Genomic DNA, 16,095 nt, shown 5'->3' with positions numbered 1-16,095 from the left:
ATAAAACAAAGGATGTTTTGAAAATATTACTAAAAAATAGCTTAAGATTTTGTCGATTGTTTATACACAGGCATTTATTGTTGTTTTTACACCGAAAAACTCTCGCCGCAGGCGCAGGTACGTGATGCATTCGGATTGTGAAACTCAAAGCCTTTTCCGTTAAGTCCATCCGAGTAATCTAGTTCTGTACCTGCTAAGTATAGATACGATTTTATGTCCAGACAGATTCTTACCCCTTTATCTTCGCAGAACTGATCTCCTTTCTTTTCTTCATTATCAAACGATAATTTGTAGGAAAGACCAGAACAGCCGCCGCTTTCTACGGAGACGCGCACAAAATAACTCTGGTCGTAGTTTTCTTTCTGCATAACCTGCTCAATACGCAGCTTTGCTCTATCTGTGATTGTAACCAATTCGTTCATCGTTTTTCTTTCTTGAATATACAAAAATCGTCATTCTTTTTTTTACTTCCAATTATCGGACGTTGAGTGAATGTCAAAAAATGTATCACGCGACGTCAAGATATCAACCCGTCCTTAAAAAGCTGCCAGGCGGGAGAGGAGGAACGCAGGCGTGAAACCGCCTTGGCGAGATCATTTATAGTTTCTTCCACTTCCGCTTTCGTGGTAAATTTACTTAAGCTAAACCGGACGCTCGCGAAAGCGTCGTCATCACTAACAGCCATCGCTTTTAAGACATGTGATGGATCTAAAAGACCCGAGGTACAAGCAGAGCCCGAGGAAAGGGCGATATGCGGGAGAGCTGTCATAATTTCGGCCGCTTTAATATGTCGAAAGGCGATGAAACTGGTGTTGCTTAATCGTTGCGCATGTTCGCCATGAATCATGATTTCCGGAATTTGAAGCTTTATTTGTTTTTCCAGCTCGTCTCGGTATTGCTCGATCTCTGGATGGAGATTTGTCATAATCAGCGCCTTCCCACAACCCACAATAGGAGCAACATTCAATGTCCCTCCGCGAAAGCCATTTTCTTGTTGCCCACCCGATATCAACGGGGGTATCTGTATTGGTTTACGTTTGCGACGTACATATAATACACCGACACCTGTAGGGCCATGGAACTTATGTGCGCTGAAGGTTAGGATGTCAATGGGAATCCGCTGTAAATCTATTTCCTGTTTACCGACTAGTTGCGTAGCATCGCAGAAAAACAAGACATCCTTCTCTTGACAAATTTCTGCTATCGCCGAAATGGGGTGTATAATGCCCGATTCGTTGTTAGCCGCCATAATACATACCAAGATGGTATCTGGGCGTATACTATCCCGAAGCATCTGCAACGCTATCTCTCCTGTTTTATTGACAGGCAGATAAGTTATTTCGACGCCGGTTCGTTCCAGCTGGGCGCAGGTGCTCAACACCGCCTTATGTTCCGTTTGGCAGGTAATAATATGCTTTCCTTTACGTGCATAAGCGTGGGCTATCCCCCGAAGTACCGTGTTGATTCCCTCTGTTGCGCCTGAATTAAAGAAAATTTCACTCTCTTTTACGTGGAGCTTTTGAGCGATTTGTTCGCGAGCCAATGCTACTGCTTGATTGGCTTCACGTCCGATACGGTGTTGCACGCTGGAAGCGTTCCCATATGACTCTTGTAGGAAAGGTAGCATAGCGTCCAAAACCTCCGACGCCATCTTGGTAGTGGCATTATTGTCTAAATATATCCATGACATCGCGTTAAAGGTAAGTAAAAGGTTTGTTTCTATATAATCGAAAATATCAGTCCAAGGAACGCGTAAGGATGTAATAGCGGTAGGCAAGCAGCCCTTGTTCCCATTTGTTCAATTTGCTAGGATCTTTTCCCGATAGCTTGGGCAATATTGCTTTATTGAATTTATTCAAAAGACGGAAAATACTTTTTACCATGACATTTTCTTTTTGGACTACAATATGGGATAAACAAACAGCTCGATAAAACGTTTTATCGAGCTGCTTATTTTCGAAGACACTTGCTTTTTGTTATCGCTGTAGAAGTACTTTTTCTCTGTTCCAAGTAAAAGCGGTGAATAAAATTGCTAATCCACAAGAAAGCAATACGATTTCAAAGCTCAGATTCCATCCGCTGTGATCTACGACAGCGCCAAGAGCTGCATTTGCCAACATATCCCCAATAAAGTAGCCAAACAAGCCCGTCAGTCCCGCGGCCGTTCCAGCTGCTTTTTTGGGTACCAGGTCCAAAGCTTGTACGCCGATGAGCATAACCGGCCCATAAATCAGAAAACCAATACACCATAATGAACCATTTACGAGCCAGGCAACCTCCCCGGGAGTTAACCAATAAAGGAGTACCGCTAGGAACGTAAATGCCATATAGATGATCGTAACCGGAGCCCGACGACCTTTAAACAATCGATCGCTCATCAAGCCGCATAGAATGGTTCCGGGTATAGCTGCTAATTCATAGATAGAAGCCGACCATGTCGCTTCAGACGCCGTGAAGTGCTTAGCTTCCTGTAGATAGGTAGGGGCCCAATTGATAATACCGTTGCGTACTAAATAGACAAAAGCATTGGCAATGGCTATAAACCACAACATTTTATTATTAAAGATATATTTAAAAAATATCTCCTTTGCACTAAATTCTTTTTCCTGGGATTTGTCATATGTTTTGGGGTAATCGTTGTTATGTTCCTCAATCGGCGGAAGACCACAGGATTGGGGAGTGTCGCGTACGAGTAAAACAGATAGTAAAGCCACGAGTATCGCCGCTAGGCCCGGGAAATAAAGACGTGCCTGCCAATCTACAAACAATTCAACACCGAGTATAGCCAAGGGACCAACTAAAAAACCACCTACATTATGTGCGAGATTCCAGATCGACATGGCAGTACCTCGTTCTTTAATAGAATACCAATGGACGACCACACGACCACATGCTGGCCAGCCCATACCTTGCACCCATCCATTGATAAATAGAAGCGTGAATATAATTGCAATAGACGATGTAGCAAAAGGTGAGAAACCCATAAATATCATAGTCAAAGCAGAAAGAACCAACCCTGTTGCCAGAAAATATCGGGCATTGCTTCGATCAGAAACATTCCCCATTAGAAATTTGCTCAAACCATATGCAATCGATATAGCAGACATGGCAAAACCTAATTCAGCTTTGCTGTAGCCCAACGAATCTTGCAAATCTTTGACGGCAAATGAAAAATTCTTGCGAACGAAGTAATACGCAGCGTATCCTATAAATATACCGATAAATACCTGTAAACGTAATCTTTTATATTCAGGATCTATTTTATCGGCTGGTAACTGCGGTTTGTGTGCCGCCGGTTTGAAAATATTAAACATGTATTTTTTGGTTCTTATTAAAATAAGTTAGGGTAATCACTAATAATACCGTCCACTTGGAGAGCTTCTAGTTTTTTTATTTCTTGGTCGTCATTCACGGTCCATGGAACGATTTTGATGCCAGCTTTATGAGCATCTTTGACGAAGTTTGCGGTAATCAATGAATAATGTGGGCTGAGGATGAAAGGACTGTAGTCTAGTTCGTCTACCAGTTCTGCTACCGATTTTTTATTATTACCGCCAATCAGGTACGACGTTTTAATCTGCGGATACACCCGATTAATATATTGGATAGTACGTTTATCGAAAGATTGAATGACCGTCCTAGCAGCTATCCCCTTATCGATGACAATCTGTAATAACAGGTCAGAAAATTCCGGGGGATTGGGATGATACTCTCCGTCTTTTCCTGCATTGCTTTTCGTCTCGATATTGTAAAACATGGGTGTATTTCTTTTTTCTTTCGCGTAATTTTCTACCTCATCGATGAGGTCAGATAACAAAGCAATGGAAGTAGGAACTTTCTTCTGTTTAGGAAAGTCTTCGTAGAATTTACTTCCAATATCAAATTGCGCTAAATCTGCGTAATTGTAATGATATATTATCCCTTTATCGTCTTTTCCGGAAAGCGGTTTACCATTGACATATTGAACGAATTTTGGATTTAAATAGTGGTCATGATATACGACGACCTTTTTGTCCTTTGTAATGTGACAATCCATTTCTAGGGTGGTAACCTTTGGCAGGTCGATCGCAGCCTTCATCGCACCAATAGAATTTTCCGGATAAAGCCCTCGGGCACCTCGATGCCCCTCATAGGAATAAACTGGGAAAGTATCGTTATGTAAACGTTGTTTATTTAACAACGACCCGCAAGCACTAAACAAAACTAGTGTACCTATAGTTAGGACCATCTTTAAATACCTTTTTTTTGTATTCATAATAGGAAATCTTTAAATGATATAGGGTGCGCTACATACTAATAAATAGCCAGGTACATTGCCGCGGCTATCAACGCACCTATAATAGGACCAACGACAGGAACCCACGCGTAAGCAACATCAAACGATGCTTTATTTCGAATAGGTAATAGGGCATGCATGATACGTGGCCCCAAGTCGCGTGCCGGATTTATCGCATAACCTGTTGTACCACCCAGCGAGAGGCCAATTACCCACACGAGAAAGGCAACAGGGATAGCCCCTATGGAGCCTAAGCCGATTGGCGTACTCTCGTCTTCCCCGCCGAAAGAAGCATCTGTGAAGTGCAGAATCGTGAAAATAAGAACAAAGGTTCCTACTATTTCGCTGACGAGGTTGATGGGTAGGTTTCGTATGGCTGGTGCAGTGCAGAATACGGCCTGTTTTGCTCCGGCATCTTCCGTTTGGGAGAAATGGTCTTTATAAACCACCCAGACAATAAATGCGCCCGTCATGGCACCCAAGGTTTGTGCAGTCATATACGATAGGGAGGTTGGCAAATCCAGTTTTCCGAGGGCAAGATTTGCGATAGTAACCGCCCAATTTAGATGGGCGCCACTATAAGGTCCCGCAATTGTTACGCCTACAAATACGGCCATTGCCCACGCGGTCGTGATGACTATCCATCCGCCGTTATGGCCTTTTGTGCCTTTCAATACGACGTTTGCTACAACACCTCCACCCAATAAAATCATGGAGGCCGTACCGATCAGCTCTGCTAAAAAAGAAGTCATAATAATGAAATTAGAATCAATTATCTTATTTATAATCTGCCCAGAATTTTACGGTATCTGTAGCTCTTTTCCACTCTTGAAGTAGCGGTTGGTATTTCTTTTTCGTATCGGCAACAAATGTTCTTTCCTCTTGCCATAACGTTTGCAGCTCGTCAATATCTTTCCAGAAACCAACCGCTAGCCCCGCTAGAAATGCGGCACCCATAGCTGTGGTTTCTGTGATGGCCGGACGAATAACATTCGTTTTTAAAATGTCGGCTTGAAATTGCATGAGGAAACTGTTTTGTGTAGCGCCGCCATCTACTCGAAGTTCACGGATTTTAGATTTAGAATCCAATTCCATTGCTTTTAGAATATCATAGGTTTGGTAGGCAATGCTCTCCAATGCAGCTCGCGCAATATGAGCGTCATTTGAGCCGCGCGATAATCCAAGAAGTGTCCCTCTGGCGTTTGGATTCCAGTGTGGTGCCCCTAGACCGGAAAACGCCGGGACCAAGTATACGCCGTCCGTGTTGTCTACACGCGTGGCCAATTGTTCGATGTCGCTTGCTTTTTTTATAATACCCAATTCATCGCGTAACCATTGGACAACTGCACCGCCGATAAAAATACTGCCCTCCAGCGCATAGTTGACTTCTTTACCAATTTTCCAGGCGACGGTCGTGACCAATTTGTGTGTAGAGATAACCGGTTTTTTACCGATATTCATGAGTAAAAAACAGCCTGTACCGTATGTATTCTTTGCCATGCCCTTTTGGGTACATAGTTGGCCAAACAACGCGGCCTGTTGGTCGCCGGCGATACCGGCAATGGGAATCGGTCGAGCGCCTAACGTTGTACTCGTTTCTCCATATATTTCAGAACTGTCACACACCGTGGGCAACATAGATGCGGGAATATCAAAGATATCTAAAAGTTCGTCGTCCCACGCTAATGAATGGATATTGAAGAGTAGTGTACGTGATGCATTGGTGACATCTGTAATGTGTTTGGTACCATCGGTAAGGTTATAAACAAGCCAGGAATCTATTGTGCCGAAAGCCAGTTCGCCTTTTTCGGCCAATTTACGTGCTCCTTTAACATGCGTAAGGAGCCAGTTGATTTTGGATGCCGAGAAATAAGCATCGATTAAAAGACCAGTTTTCTCTTGAATGGTTTTAGCTAACCCCTTTTCTACAATGGACTGGCAATACGCAGCGGTACGTCTGTCTTGCCAAACAATCGCATTATATATAGGCTCGCCCGTTTTTCGATTCCAAACAACCGTGGTCTCCCGTTGGTTTGTAATACCGATGGCTTTAATGGCTTCCAGTTTTATGTTGGCTTTTGCAATGACTTCCGTTAATACACTAAGTTGCGACGACCATATTTCCTGCGCATCATGTTCAACCCAGCCCGATTGCGGAAATAGCTGAGTAAACTCCTTTTGAGCGATATTTTCAATCTTACCTTTCTTATTGAAAAGAATAGCTCTGGAACTTGTCGTACCTTGATCTAGCGCTAAAATAAATTCTTTCTTCATTCGAATACTATGTTTAAGGCTTTACCCCAATATGGGATTATTATGGTTATTTATTTCGGAATACAATGTATAATTTTTTACTAAGAGTTCATAATCGACCAACTCTTTATTGACCCATTCGTCGTCTTTATCCAATTGTTCTGCCATGATTTTAGCGACCAGCGGAGCCGCCTCTAAGGATGCCTGTGCGTCTAATAACAACAGTCGAATTCGTCTGGCAAGAAAATCCTCTACTTTAACAACCATCTCATTTTTACAGGCCCAAATAACCTCAGCAACTGTAAAATCATGATTCTGATGGATTTTTTCTGCTAGTGACGGATTATTATCCATTAATTTTTGGATAGCTATTCTATCGGAACCATATACTTGCCAATGTCCAGGGTGTTTATCTTTTGAATATCCGTGTAGTGGAAGATGATCGGTTTTGCAGGAATTCTCGGGGAGATTCCCCGTTTTTATTGCTAGATTGACCGTCTCTTCTCCCATTTTTCGGTAGGTTGTCCATTTACCCCCAGTGATCGTGATAAGTCCCGATTCGCTTTTGATGAGCTTATGGTCTCGGGAGATTTCTTTTGTGCTGTCGCTGTCGCCATTTGTAGGGGCAGCAAGCGGTCTTAGCCCTGCAAAAACACTGCGAATATCTGCGCGAGTAGGCGCTTCTTCTAAGTATTCGTTGGCTGTCGAAAGGATAAATTCAATTTCTTCTTCCAGCGGTCGAGGTTCAATTTGATGTTCGTTTAACGGGGTGTCTGTTGTTCCCAATAAAACTTTTCCATGCCAAGGAACTCCGAAAAGAACACGCCCGTCACTTGTTTCTGGTATCATGAGAGCGTCCTGATTGCCCAAAAATTTCTGATCAATGACAATATGCGCACCTTGGCTAGGACGTACAAGGTTGCGATGTGTAGGGGTGTCCAGTTTTAGAATATCGTCCACAAAAATACCCGTCGCATTGATCACCACTTTCGTCTGTATGTCGTATGTCGTTCCGTTTTCGGTGTCTACGAAAGAAAGACCGTTTACTTTTCCGTTGGCATCTTTCCGGATGGCTGTCGCTTCGGCATAGTTGAGTGTTACCGCACCGTATTCGGTGGCTGTTTGCGCCAGATTTATGGCTAGGCGGGCGTCATCAAATTGCCCGTCAAAATATTGTATACCGCCACGCAATCCCTTCGTTTTTATTTTAGGGAGCTTTTCAATTACTTCCTTTTTGCTTAATAGGGAGGATTTACCAATACGTAGGCCCCCCGCCATCCAGTCATAAAGCTTAAGGCCGATAAGGAATTTTAATTTGCTGAATACACTATATGACGGAATGACAAAGCTCTGTACGAAAGAGACGTGGGGTGCATTTTGGAAAATCAGACCACGTTCTTTTAATGCAGAATATACCAGTTTGACATCGCCATTAGCTAGGTAACGTACGCCGCCGTGTACTAGTTTCGTGCTCTTGCTTGACGTGCCCTTAGCAAAGTCATATTTTTCTATCAACAGCGTTTTATATCCCCGAGCAGCGGCGTCGACCGCGATACCTAATCCGGTGGCTCCACCACCAATAATGGCGATATCCCATGCGCTATCATTTTTTATTGTTTGTATCGCTTCGATTCGTGTGAAAATCATTTTGATTCGTTTCGTTAATATTTTTTTATTGGGGTAAAAATAATAAAAAACGTAAACAAACGAAACTTTTTGAAGTTTTTATGTTGTGTTGATTTAAATTCCGGATGGAATACGTATCTTGGGCTATGAATAATGTAGAACGCCACCAGTTTATAATCAAACAGATTAAGAAAAACGGGCATGTTTCTGTAGTTGATTTATGCGAAGAATTGAAAGTTTCTTCTGTAACTATACGTAAAGACTTGCAATTTTTGGAAGATGAAGGCATGGTATTTCGTACCCATGGCGGAGCAACCAATATAAATCCCTATCAAAAAGACCGTACGATAAATGAGAAAGCACTTCTGTACTCGGACGCGAAGAGATGTATAGGTGTAGCCGCCGCTAAACTAGTGGAGCCAAACGATTCCATCATTATTGCCTCGGGTACAACTATGCAGTATTTTGCGCGAGAGATTGTTCCCCAGGAACGGTTAACGGTGATTACCTCCGCAATCAACGTAACAATGGAACTCATCAAGCACGAGAGTGTGGATATCATTCAATTGGGCGGCCCCGTAAGGAAAACATCTTCGTCTATTACCGGGCGCTATGCAGAAGATTTGCTAGGTGACTTCTTTTGCTCCAAGCTATTTATTGGGGTAGACGGCATCGATGCAGAATTTGGTATTACGACCACCAATGCGCAAGAAGCCTTATTGAACCGAAGGATGATGGAGTCTGCTCACAAGGTCATCGTTTTGGCAGACGCATCCAAGTTTGATAGGAAGAGTTTGGGTAAAATTTCCTCTTTGTCCAAAGTCGATATGATTATCAGCGATGGTATACCTGTCAAATATCAACAATTATGTGACAACCTGGGGATTGAATATAAAATATGTGGAGGACAATCTTAGAGACTTGCTTTCCTCATCTGTGCTTCCAGTATGCCGTCGATGACAATGCTGATGTTTCCCATTAAACTTGCATCGCGCCGTAATTCCGAGAGCGTGACTTTCGTATCTTCTCGGATCTTTGCCATGCTATACGTGTTGATCGATTGGATAATTGGAATAGTAATGTATTGCTTGGCTTCTGCAATTTTCCCGCCGAGTATGATGACTTCCGGATTGAACAGCTGTATAAGGGTGGCAATACCTTTGCCTAAGCTGTTTCCTAGTTTGGACAACATGCTGATTGCAAATTGGTCGCCCTGATTAGCGGCTTCTATAACGATATGCGGCTCTATTTCATTGATTTCCTGCCCAGATAAACGGTTTAAGAGTGAATGTTGTCCTGAATTGATTCCTTCTTTTACCATTCTGGCAAGGGCGATTCCCGAAGCTACGGTCTCCAGACAGCCTCGTTTGCCGCAGTAGCACAAGGCACCGTCATCCACAAAAGGCATATGGCCGATCTCACCGGAAAACCCCCTGGCTCCCTTTCTAACTTTTCCATCCATGATAATGCCCAGACCGATTCCCCAGTCCAACAAGACGACCAGTGCGTCTTTTCGGTCTTTGGCCAATCCTTGACGAGATTCGGCAATGGTTGCCGATTTAACGTCGTTTTCAATAAATACTGGATAGGGAAACATCTGTTCGAGATTCTCTTTCAAATTAAAATCCCCTTCTGAAAGATAGGTGTAATTGATATATTCTTCACTACTGATCAGGCCTGGCATACTCATTCCGATTCCAAGTATTTTTCTGGTATCAATGTCGGAATCCCGGATCAGCGCGTCAATAAAATCTCGAATTGTATTTAGTACGGATATATCTTTGGAAATGGAAAGTGGCAGCTGTCTAATGCCGCTAACGTTATTGTTGTTATTGTCAAAAATGGCTGCCCGTACATGGAACCGCTCCATGTCGATGCTCACGACATAGTAAGAGCCATCCTTCAAGCCATAGAGATCCGGCTTTCTTCCACCGACAGATATCCCTTTTCCTTTTTTTTCTATTAGGTCAAGATCGGTAAGTTCCGCCACTAAACCTTGGCACGTAGGGTGGCTTATACCAAGTTTTGTAAACAGTTCTAGTATAGAGGAAGGACCGTTTTCGTATAACTGTTTTATTAAATTGATTTTTTGAGTGTATTTTTTCCGGTCGACATTCCCCATGTCAACAATGTCCTGATCGATAGCGCCAAGTATAGGGTCGGTTATTGACATCTGATATAATTAAAAGCTGTTGTTCTTTGAAATTTTTAATAAAGATAATTTTTATTTTTAAATTTTATATTAATCAAGTAACTTTTCTGAAAAAAATAATTGATGTCTTTGTTTTAGTAAAAAAAATAGCATAATTTGGCTTTTAAGAAATAGACCGGGGAATAGACGTGAAGTTAATTTTAGCTCGGTCAGAAACACAATGTTTACGACAAGATATCGTTAATGTCGGCGTCGTGAAATCGTAGAATTCATCATATAGCAGTAGAATCTCAAATCATAAAGAATATTTAAGACCTAATTTAATCAATAAACAAGCATGAGTGAAAACAAAACATCAAGACGTAATTTTCTGAAGACGACGTTGATTGGTGCGGCAGCTTTTACCATTGTGCCCAGACACGTGCTCGGCGGTAACGGTTTTCTTGCGCCTAGTGACCATTTAACAAAAGGAGTAATCGGTGTAGGATCGATGGGAAGGGGGCATTTCAAATATGCGGGTACAAAAACAGTAGCCATTTGTGACGTGGATACGCGCCATCTAGCATTGGCCCAAAAGGCTCTTGGCGGTGGTGTAACAGAACATCACGACTTCCGAGAATTAATCCAGAATTCGGAAGTAGATATTGTACATATCGCGACGCCTCCGCATTGGCATGGTATTATGGCTGTAGAAGCTGCCCGCTCTGGTAAAGATATTTGGTGCGAAAAACCCATGACGAGAACAATTGGGGAAGGTAAGAAAGTTAAAGAGGCGGTTGCCCAACACGGAAACATTTTTAGGTTAAATACTTGGTTCCGCTTTGACGCGAACTTTTATGGTATGAACGTACCCGTCAAAAAGATTAAAAAATTAGTGGACACCGGTATGTTGGGATGGCCGTTAAAAGTAACGATCAGCAAACATACGGGGTTTGACTGGAAGTTTTATTGGGTAGGAAGAGAGAATCTACCGGTAGAACAAGTGCCCAAAGAGCTGGACTACGAGATGTGGTTGGGGCCGGCTCCACATAAACCGTATAGCACACACCGTGTTCACACGACCTTCCGAGGATACTGGGACTATGACGGAGGCGGATTAGGCGACATGGGGCAACATTACTTAGATCCTGTCCAATATTTTCTGGGCAAAGATGAAGAAAGTCCGGTAAAAATTGAAGTCGATGCGCCACAACAGCATGCAGATGCTGTGGGAACTTGGAGAAAAATTACCTATACCTATGCTGATGGATGTCAGATCGTACTTGACGGAGCGGGTACGGAAGAAGGATTGGCCTATATTGAAGGACCAAAAGGGAAATTGTATAAAGGATTCGTGTCGGATATTCCCGATATGGAACGGAAATTAGCACAGTATCCGGATCCTACCCCACAGGTGACCGATTTTGTGGAAGCCTGCCGAACGAGACAGAAATTCGCGTTGAATGAACAGAACGGTTATTATTCGGCTACGTTGGTTAATTTAGGTTTAGCTGCCTTACGCTTAAACCGGACGTTGAAATTTGATTCCGAAAAACAAGCGTTTGTGGATGATGAAGCAGCGAACAGATTAATTAATCAACCGATGCGTGGTCCGTGGATTATTTAAATTAACCTTTTTAAGAAAAATGAAAAAAGTATTTAATACGTTATCGGCCCTGTTGCTCATACAAGTTACGGCTTACGCCCAACAACCTGCAAATAGAACTTCTGCAACGAAAGTTGCGGATGTGTTGGCGCAACAACCAGCAGAAGAGATAAATAAATTTACAGCTGCCATGAAGGAACTCCAAAACTTCACGGCAGAAGATATCGCAAATCTACTTGCGGGATTGAAACCGCAGGGAGGAAATAATGCGGCAACAGAATATGCAGCGAATTCTTATTCCTTTTACGTGATGCAACCGGGTATGGAAGCACAACGTGAAGTTTTTTCCCGTGGACTCCTATTAGCTTTGGATAGACTGCAGAATAAGGACAATAAAGGGTTTGTGTTACAATTAATGAGGCAGGCTTCAAAGAATGAAGCGATCGATGCCCTTGTTCCATATCTGAAAGATGAATATCTGGTTGATAAAGCGGCGATGGCGTTAAACGGCATCCGCACACCGGAAGCAGCGCAGGCGTTGTCCAATGCCTTAGCATCTTCGGCATCAGAAAAAACAACGACTGCTATCGTCGGTGCATTGGGCGATCTACATGCAAAAAATGATGAAGAAGCCATCATTGCCACATTAGCAAAATATACGTCGGAGAATTACCAGCGGAATGCGTATACGGCATTGAGTAAAATTGCCGGTACCAAGTCGGCTCCGGTGTTTCTGGCAAAGCTAAAAGATGTCAATTATCAATTTGACAAAACCAATATCGGCGGGCTGACATTGAATTATGCCAATAACCTATTGGACGAAGGACAGCAAAAACAAGCTATTTCCATCGCCAATGTCATTGCCAAAGAAGCCGCAAAAGCAGAAGTACCCACGTTACAGGTCGGCGCATTAACGTTATTGACAAAAGCGAATCCTACAAAAGTACGTAAACAACTCATGAAGGCTGCAGCGAGCAGTGAACCGCTATACCGTGCAGCCGCATTGGACCTGTTGGCAGAAAATGGAACCGCCGCAGACACCAAAAAATTGATCGGTACGTTAAGGAAATCCTCACCAGAGGTACAGGAGAGTATCCTAAACTACCTGGCAGCGGAAGGAACGGAAGCATTGGTGCCCGATATCAAAAAATCACTGGGGAATTTAAAATATACAAGGGCAAAAATTGCGGGCTTAAATACGCTTTCCAAACTATCTAATGACGGAAGTACGGATTATCTGATTTCAGAGCTGCCGAATGCAGATGAAGCCACGACTCAAGCGATCGAAGTATTGCTTTTATCTTCAAAAGATACGGACGTCGTTGAAAAAATAAATAGCGCAGTTGTTGGGGCAGACACAAAAACACAGTTGGCACTACTTAAAGTTTTGAGCACGCGTACAAACGCGAATTCCTCTAAAGCAGTATTACCATTGCTAACGGCTGGCGACAGCAATGTAAAAATAGCTGCCTTGAAAGCTTTGCCGAATGTAGTGACCCCCGAAGATGTTGATGCGCTGGTTAATATATTAGCGAATGCGTCGGAAAGTGAGGCTCGTTATATACAAGAGGCTTTAGTCATCGCGCTGAACGCACGTAGTGACCGGGACGCAAAAATAAACCAGCTGGCTGTCGAGATATCACGAAATCCGATTCCTACTTCCGCCAAACTTTTTCCAGTGTTTGCTGGTTTGGGTGGAGCAGAATCTTTGAAGACGGTCCAAGGCTTCTTGAAAAATACAGCGCTCAAAAATTCCGCGCTCTTGGCACTTGCAAATTGGTCCGACCCGGAAGCATTGCCAACGTTAATTGCTTTATCGCGATCGGAGCGCGTTAATGAACATTTTGGTGCCATTTTTAACGGTTTGATCAAGCAGATTAATGCAAGCGATCATACGAATGCGCAGAAAACATTGCTGTTAAAGGACGCATTTGAGCTGGCCGAAAATTCCGCACAAAAACGTACTGTATTAAGTAGCTTGCAAGCAACCGGCACCTATCAAGCGCTGATGTTTGCGGCAGCATATATGGATGATAAAGACCTGAAAGGTGCGGCTACAAATACAGCAATAAATATTGCCACGGATAGTTACGACTTTATAGGAACAGATGTCCGCAACATCCTGAACAAAGCGATGGAGAATTTGACCGGTAGCGAGAGCTCTTATTTACGGGAAGCCATTGTTCGACATCTCACTGAAATGCCATCAGGTGAGGGTTTTGTGTCTATCTTTAATGGAAATGATCTTACCGGATGGAAAGGGCTAGTAGAAAATCCAATTAAGCGTGCTGCCATGTCGCCAAACGAACTTGCGCAAAAGCAAACGGTTGCGGATAAAAAGATGAACAATACTTGGAATGCAATTAACGGCGAGCTTATTTTTTCGGGAGAAGGTGACAATATCGCTACCGTAAAACAATACGGGGATTTCGAGATGCTGGTGGATTGGAAGCTGGATCCGAATGGGAAGGAACCTGATGCCGGCGTTTATCTTAGAGGCACACCCCAGGTACAGATATGGGACATCTCTCGTACGAATGTAGGAGCGGAAGTAGGATCTGGCGGTTTGTATAATAACCAGAAACATCCGTCTAAGCCGTTAAAAGTGGCTGATAATACACTGGGCGAATGGAACACATTTAAAATCCGGATGGTGGGCGAGAATGTTAGCGTATGGTTAAATGGCCAATTGGTTGTCGACAATGTCATTCTCGAAAACTATTGGGATCGCAACCAATCAATTTTTCCAGTAGAACAGATCGAGCTACAAGCACACGGTTCGCGGGTATGGTATAGGGATATATATGTCAGAGAACTAGCGCGTAAAGAAACGTATAGATTAAGCAATGAAGAAAAGGGTGAGGGCTTCATGATGCTATTCGATGGTCGTGATCTTGATCAATGGACAGAAACACCGGCATACGAAATAACACCGGAAGGCTACGTCAGGGCGAACCCCGATGCGAAATTTGGGAAGAACCTCTACACGAAGGAGGAATACAGTGATTTTGTTTACCGTTTCGAGTTTAAACTCACCCCTGGTGCCAATAATGGTGTTGGTATTCGTACGCCGTTAGAGGGAGACGCGGCCTACGCAGGAACGGAAATTCAGATCCTGGATAACGATGCAGAGATTTATAAAAACCTGAAAGAATACCAGTACCATGGCTCGGCGTATGGCATTATTCCAGCAAAACGCGAAGGTATGAAACCCATTGGCGAATGGAACGAACAAGAAATTCGTGTTCAGGGAGATAAAATTAAAGTAACGCTTAATGGTGTAGTTATCTTAAATGGTGACCTTGCGGAAGCGTCAAGAAAGGGTACATTAGATGGAAAAAATCATCCCGGATTAAGTAAGAAATCTGGTCATATTGGCTTTCTTGGGCACGGTTCGGAAGTCTTTTTCAGAAATATAAGAGTAAAAAGACTGTAACAAGCCGTTTTATTAAATCGATTAAAGGAGCTGTTTCTTGCAGCTCCTTTTTTTGTGCAAACTATTTTGCGCTATCTTGTATTATTAAGATGGGGAAATAAAATATGTTTGAAGTCGAATGGCATTTTATGGCAGAACTGATAGTACGTACGGCTATCATGTTTTTGATGATTTTACTGGTACTCCGTCTGTCAGGAAAAAGAGGGGTACGTCAGCTGACCTTGTTTGAGGTAGCTATTATTTTGGGGTTGGGATCGGCTGCAGGCGACCCCATGTTCCAAGAAGATATACCCATTTTTCATGCCTTAGTGGTTTTTGCAGTGGTTATGACCATATACAAAACATTAACCTGGTTAGCAGCAAAATCACTTCCCATACATCGAATCCTAGAAGGTAAAGAGATGGCCGTAGTGGAAAATGGCGTATTTAGCATCAAAAATGAAAGGGATAATGACTTCTCTACCGTAGAATTTTTTGCAGAACTACGTAACCAATCCGTGGAGCATCTGGGACAAGTCAGAACCGCGCTGCTCGAAACAGATGGTACCCTCAGCGTGCTGTTTTATGCTGACGCAGAAGTGAAGTTTGGCCTACCGCTATTTCCGGATGCTTATCAGAAAGCAGACTTATCTGTATACAGAGGTGTGCTCGCCTGTATGTACTGTGGTTGTGTACAACAGCATGATACCGTTATGAAAACTCGGGTATGTCCACGATGCAAGCGCGATAAATGGGCTAAAGCGTTGAACACGAAAAGAAACGTATAA

General features: G+C 43.0%; 13 protein-coding genes. 4 read left to right on the top strand and 9 right to left on the bottom strand.

From position 1 onward, the window contains the following. Positions 1-86: 86 nt before the first annotated feature. The 8 genes from H8B17_RS10115 to H8B17_RS10080 all read right to left on the bottom strand — a co-directional run bounded on the left by H8B17_RS10115 (position 87) and on the right by H8B17_RS10080 (position 8,176). On the bottom strand, positions 87-413 hold the full coding sequence (locus H8B17_RS10115) for a HesB/IscA family protein (RefSeq protein ID WP_190309493.1): 327 nt from the start codon (positions 411-413) through the stop codon (positions 87-89). A 104-nt stretch (positions 414-517) separates the two neighbouring features. Next, positions 518-1,690: a cysteine desulfurase family protein gene (locus tag H8B17_RS10110; protein WP_190309046.1), complete on the bottom strand. Its 1,173-nt coding sequence runs from the start codon at positions 1,688-1,690 to the stop codon at positions 518-520. Between the two features lie 46 nt (positions 1,691-1,736). Continuing rightward, a complete protein-coding gene (locus H8B17_RS10105) occupies positions 1,737-1,883 on the bottom strand; it encodes a hypothetical protein (protein ID WP_190309045.1) in 147 nt (48 codons plus the stop codon). Positions 1,884-1,976: 93 nt separating this feature from the next. Beyond that, positions 1,977-3,314 carry a glycerol-3-phosphate transporter gene (gene glpT / locus H8B17_RS10100; protein ID WP_190309044.1) on the bottom strand — a complete coding sequence of 446 codons (1,338 nt, stop codon included), beginning with the start codon at positions 3,312-3,314 and terminating at the stop codon, positions 1,977-1,979. A 17-nt stretch (positions 3,315-3,331) separates the two neighbouring features. Further along, positions 3,332-4,255: a glycerophosphodiester phosphodiesterase family protein gene (locus tag H8B17_RS10095; RefSeq protein WP_223816476.1), complete on the bottom strand. Its 924-nt coding sequence runs from the start codon at positions 4,253-4,255 to the stop codon at positions 3,332-3,334. Between the two features lie 38 nt (positions 4,256-4,293). After that, positions 4,294-5,028 (bottom strand): MIP/aquaporin family protein, encoded by a 735-nt coding sequence (locus H8B17_RS10090; RefSeq protein ID WP_190309043.1) that lies wholly within the window; start codon positions 5,026-5,028, stop codon positions 4,294-4,296. A 25-nt stretch (positions 5,029-5,053) separates the two neighbouring features. Continuing rightward, positions 5,054-6,550 (bottom strand): glycerol kinase GlpK, encoded by a 1,497-nt coding sequence (glpK, locus tag H8B17_RS10085; RefSeq protein WP_190309042.1) that lies wholly within the window; start codon positions 6,548-6,550, stop codon positions 5,054-5,056. Between the two features lie 21 nt (positions 6,551-6,571). Further along, on the bottom strand, positions 6,572-8,176 hold the full coding sequence (locus H8B17_RS10080) for a glycerol-3-phosphate dehydrogenase/oxidase (protein WP_190309041.1): 1,605 nt from the start codon (positions 8,174-8,176) through the stop codon (positions 6,572-6,574). A gap of 104 nt (positions 8,177-8,280) precedes the next feature. Between H8B17_RS10080 and H8B17_RS10075 the strand changes: the two genes are divergently transcribed. Next, positions 8,281-9,072: a DeoR/GlpR family DNA-binding transcription regulator gene (locus H8B17_RS10075; protein WP_223816475.1), complete on the top strand. Its 792-nt coding sequence runs from the start codon at positions 8,281-8,283 to the stop codon at positions 9,070-9,072. On the opposite strand, the gene H8B17_RS10070 is transcribed toward H8B17_RS10075, so the two are convergent. Further along, positions 9,069-10,328: an ROK family protein gene (locus tag H8B17_RS10070; RefSeq protein WP_190309040.1), complete on the bottom strand. Its 1,260-nt coding sequence runs from the start codon at positions 10,326-10,328 to the stop codon at positions 9,069-9,071. The two genes, H8B17_RS10075 and H8B17_RS10070, sit on opposite strands and share 4 nt — an antisense overlap. Positions 10,329-10,644: 316 nt before the next feature. Here H8B17_RS10070 and H8B17_RS10065 point away from each other — a divergent pair, with 316 nt between their 5' ends. The 3 genes from H8B17_RS10065 (at position 10,645) to H8B17_RS10055 (ending at position 16,095) form a co-directional block, all read left to right on the top strand. Continuing rightward, positions 10,645-11,913 carry a Gfo/Idh/MocA family oxidoreductase gene (locus tag H8B17_RS10065; RefSeq protein WP_190309039.1) on the top strand — a complete coding sequence of 423 codons (1,269 nt, stop codon included), beginning with the start codon at positions 10,645-10,647 and terminating at the stop codon, positions 11,911-11,913. A 19-nt stretch (positions 11,914-11,932) separates the two neighbouring features. Next, the gene (locus H8B17_RS10060) at positions 11,933-15,328 is read left to right on the top strand and encodes a DUF1080 domain-containing protein (protein WP_190309038.1); all 3,396 of its coding nucleotides are present in this window, start codon (positions 11,933-11,935) and stop codon (positions 15,326-15,328) included. 104 nt (positions 15,329-15,432) lie between these two features. After that, positions 15,433-16,095 (top strand): DUF421 domain-containing protein, encoded by a 663-nt coding sequence (locus H8B17_RS10055; protein WP_190309037.1) that lies wholly within the window; start codon positions 15,433-15,435, stop codon positions 16,093-16,095.

It is taken from the genome of Sphingobacterium arenae (assembly GCF_014692505.1).
Lineage (GTDB): Bacteria > Bacteroidota > Bacteroidia > Sphingobacteriales > Sphingobacteriaceae > Sphingobacterium > Sphingobacterium arenae.
This window is presented reverse-complemented; position numbering and strand designations above follow the sequence as displayed.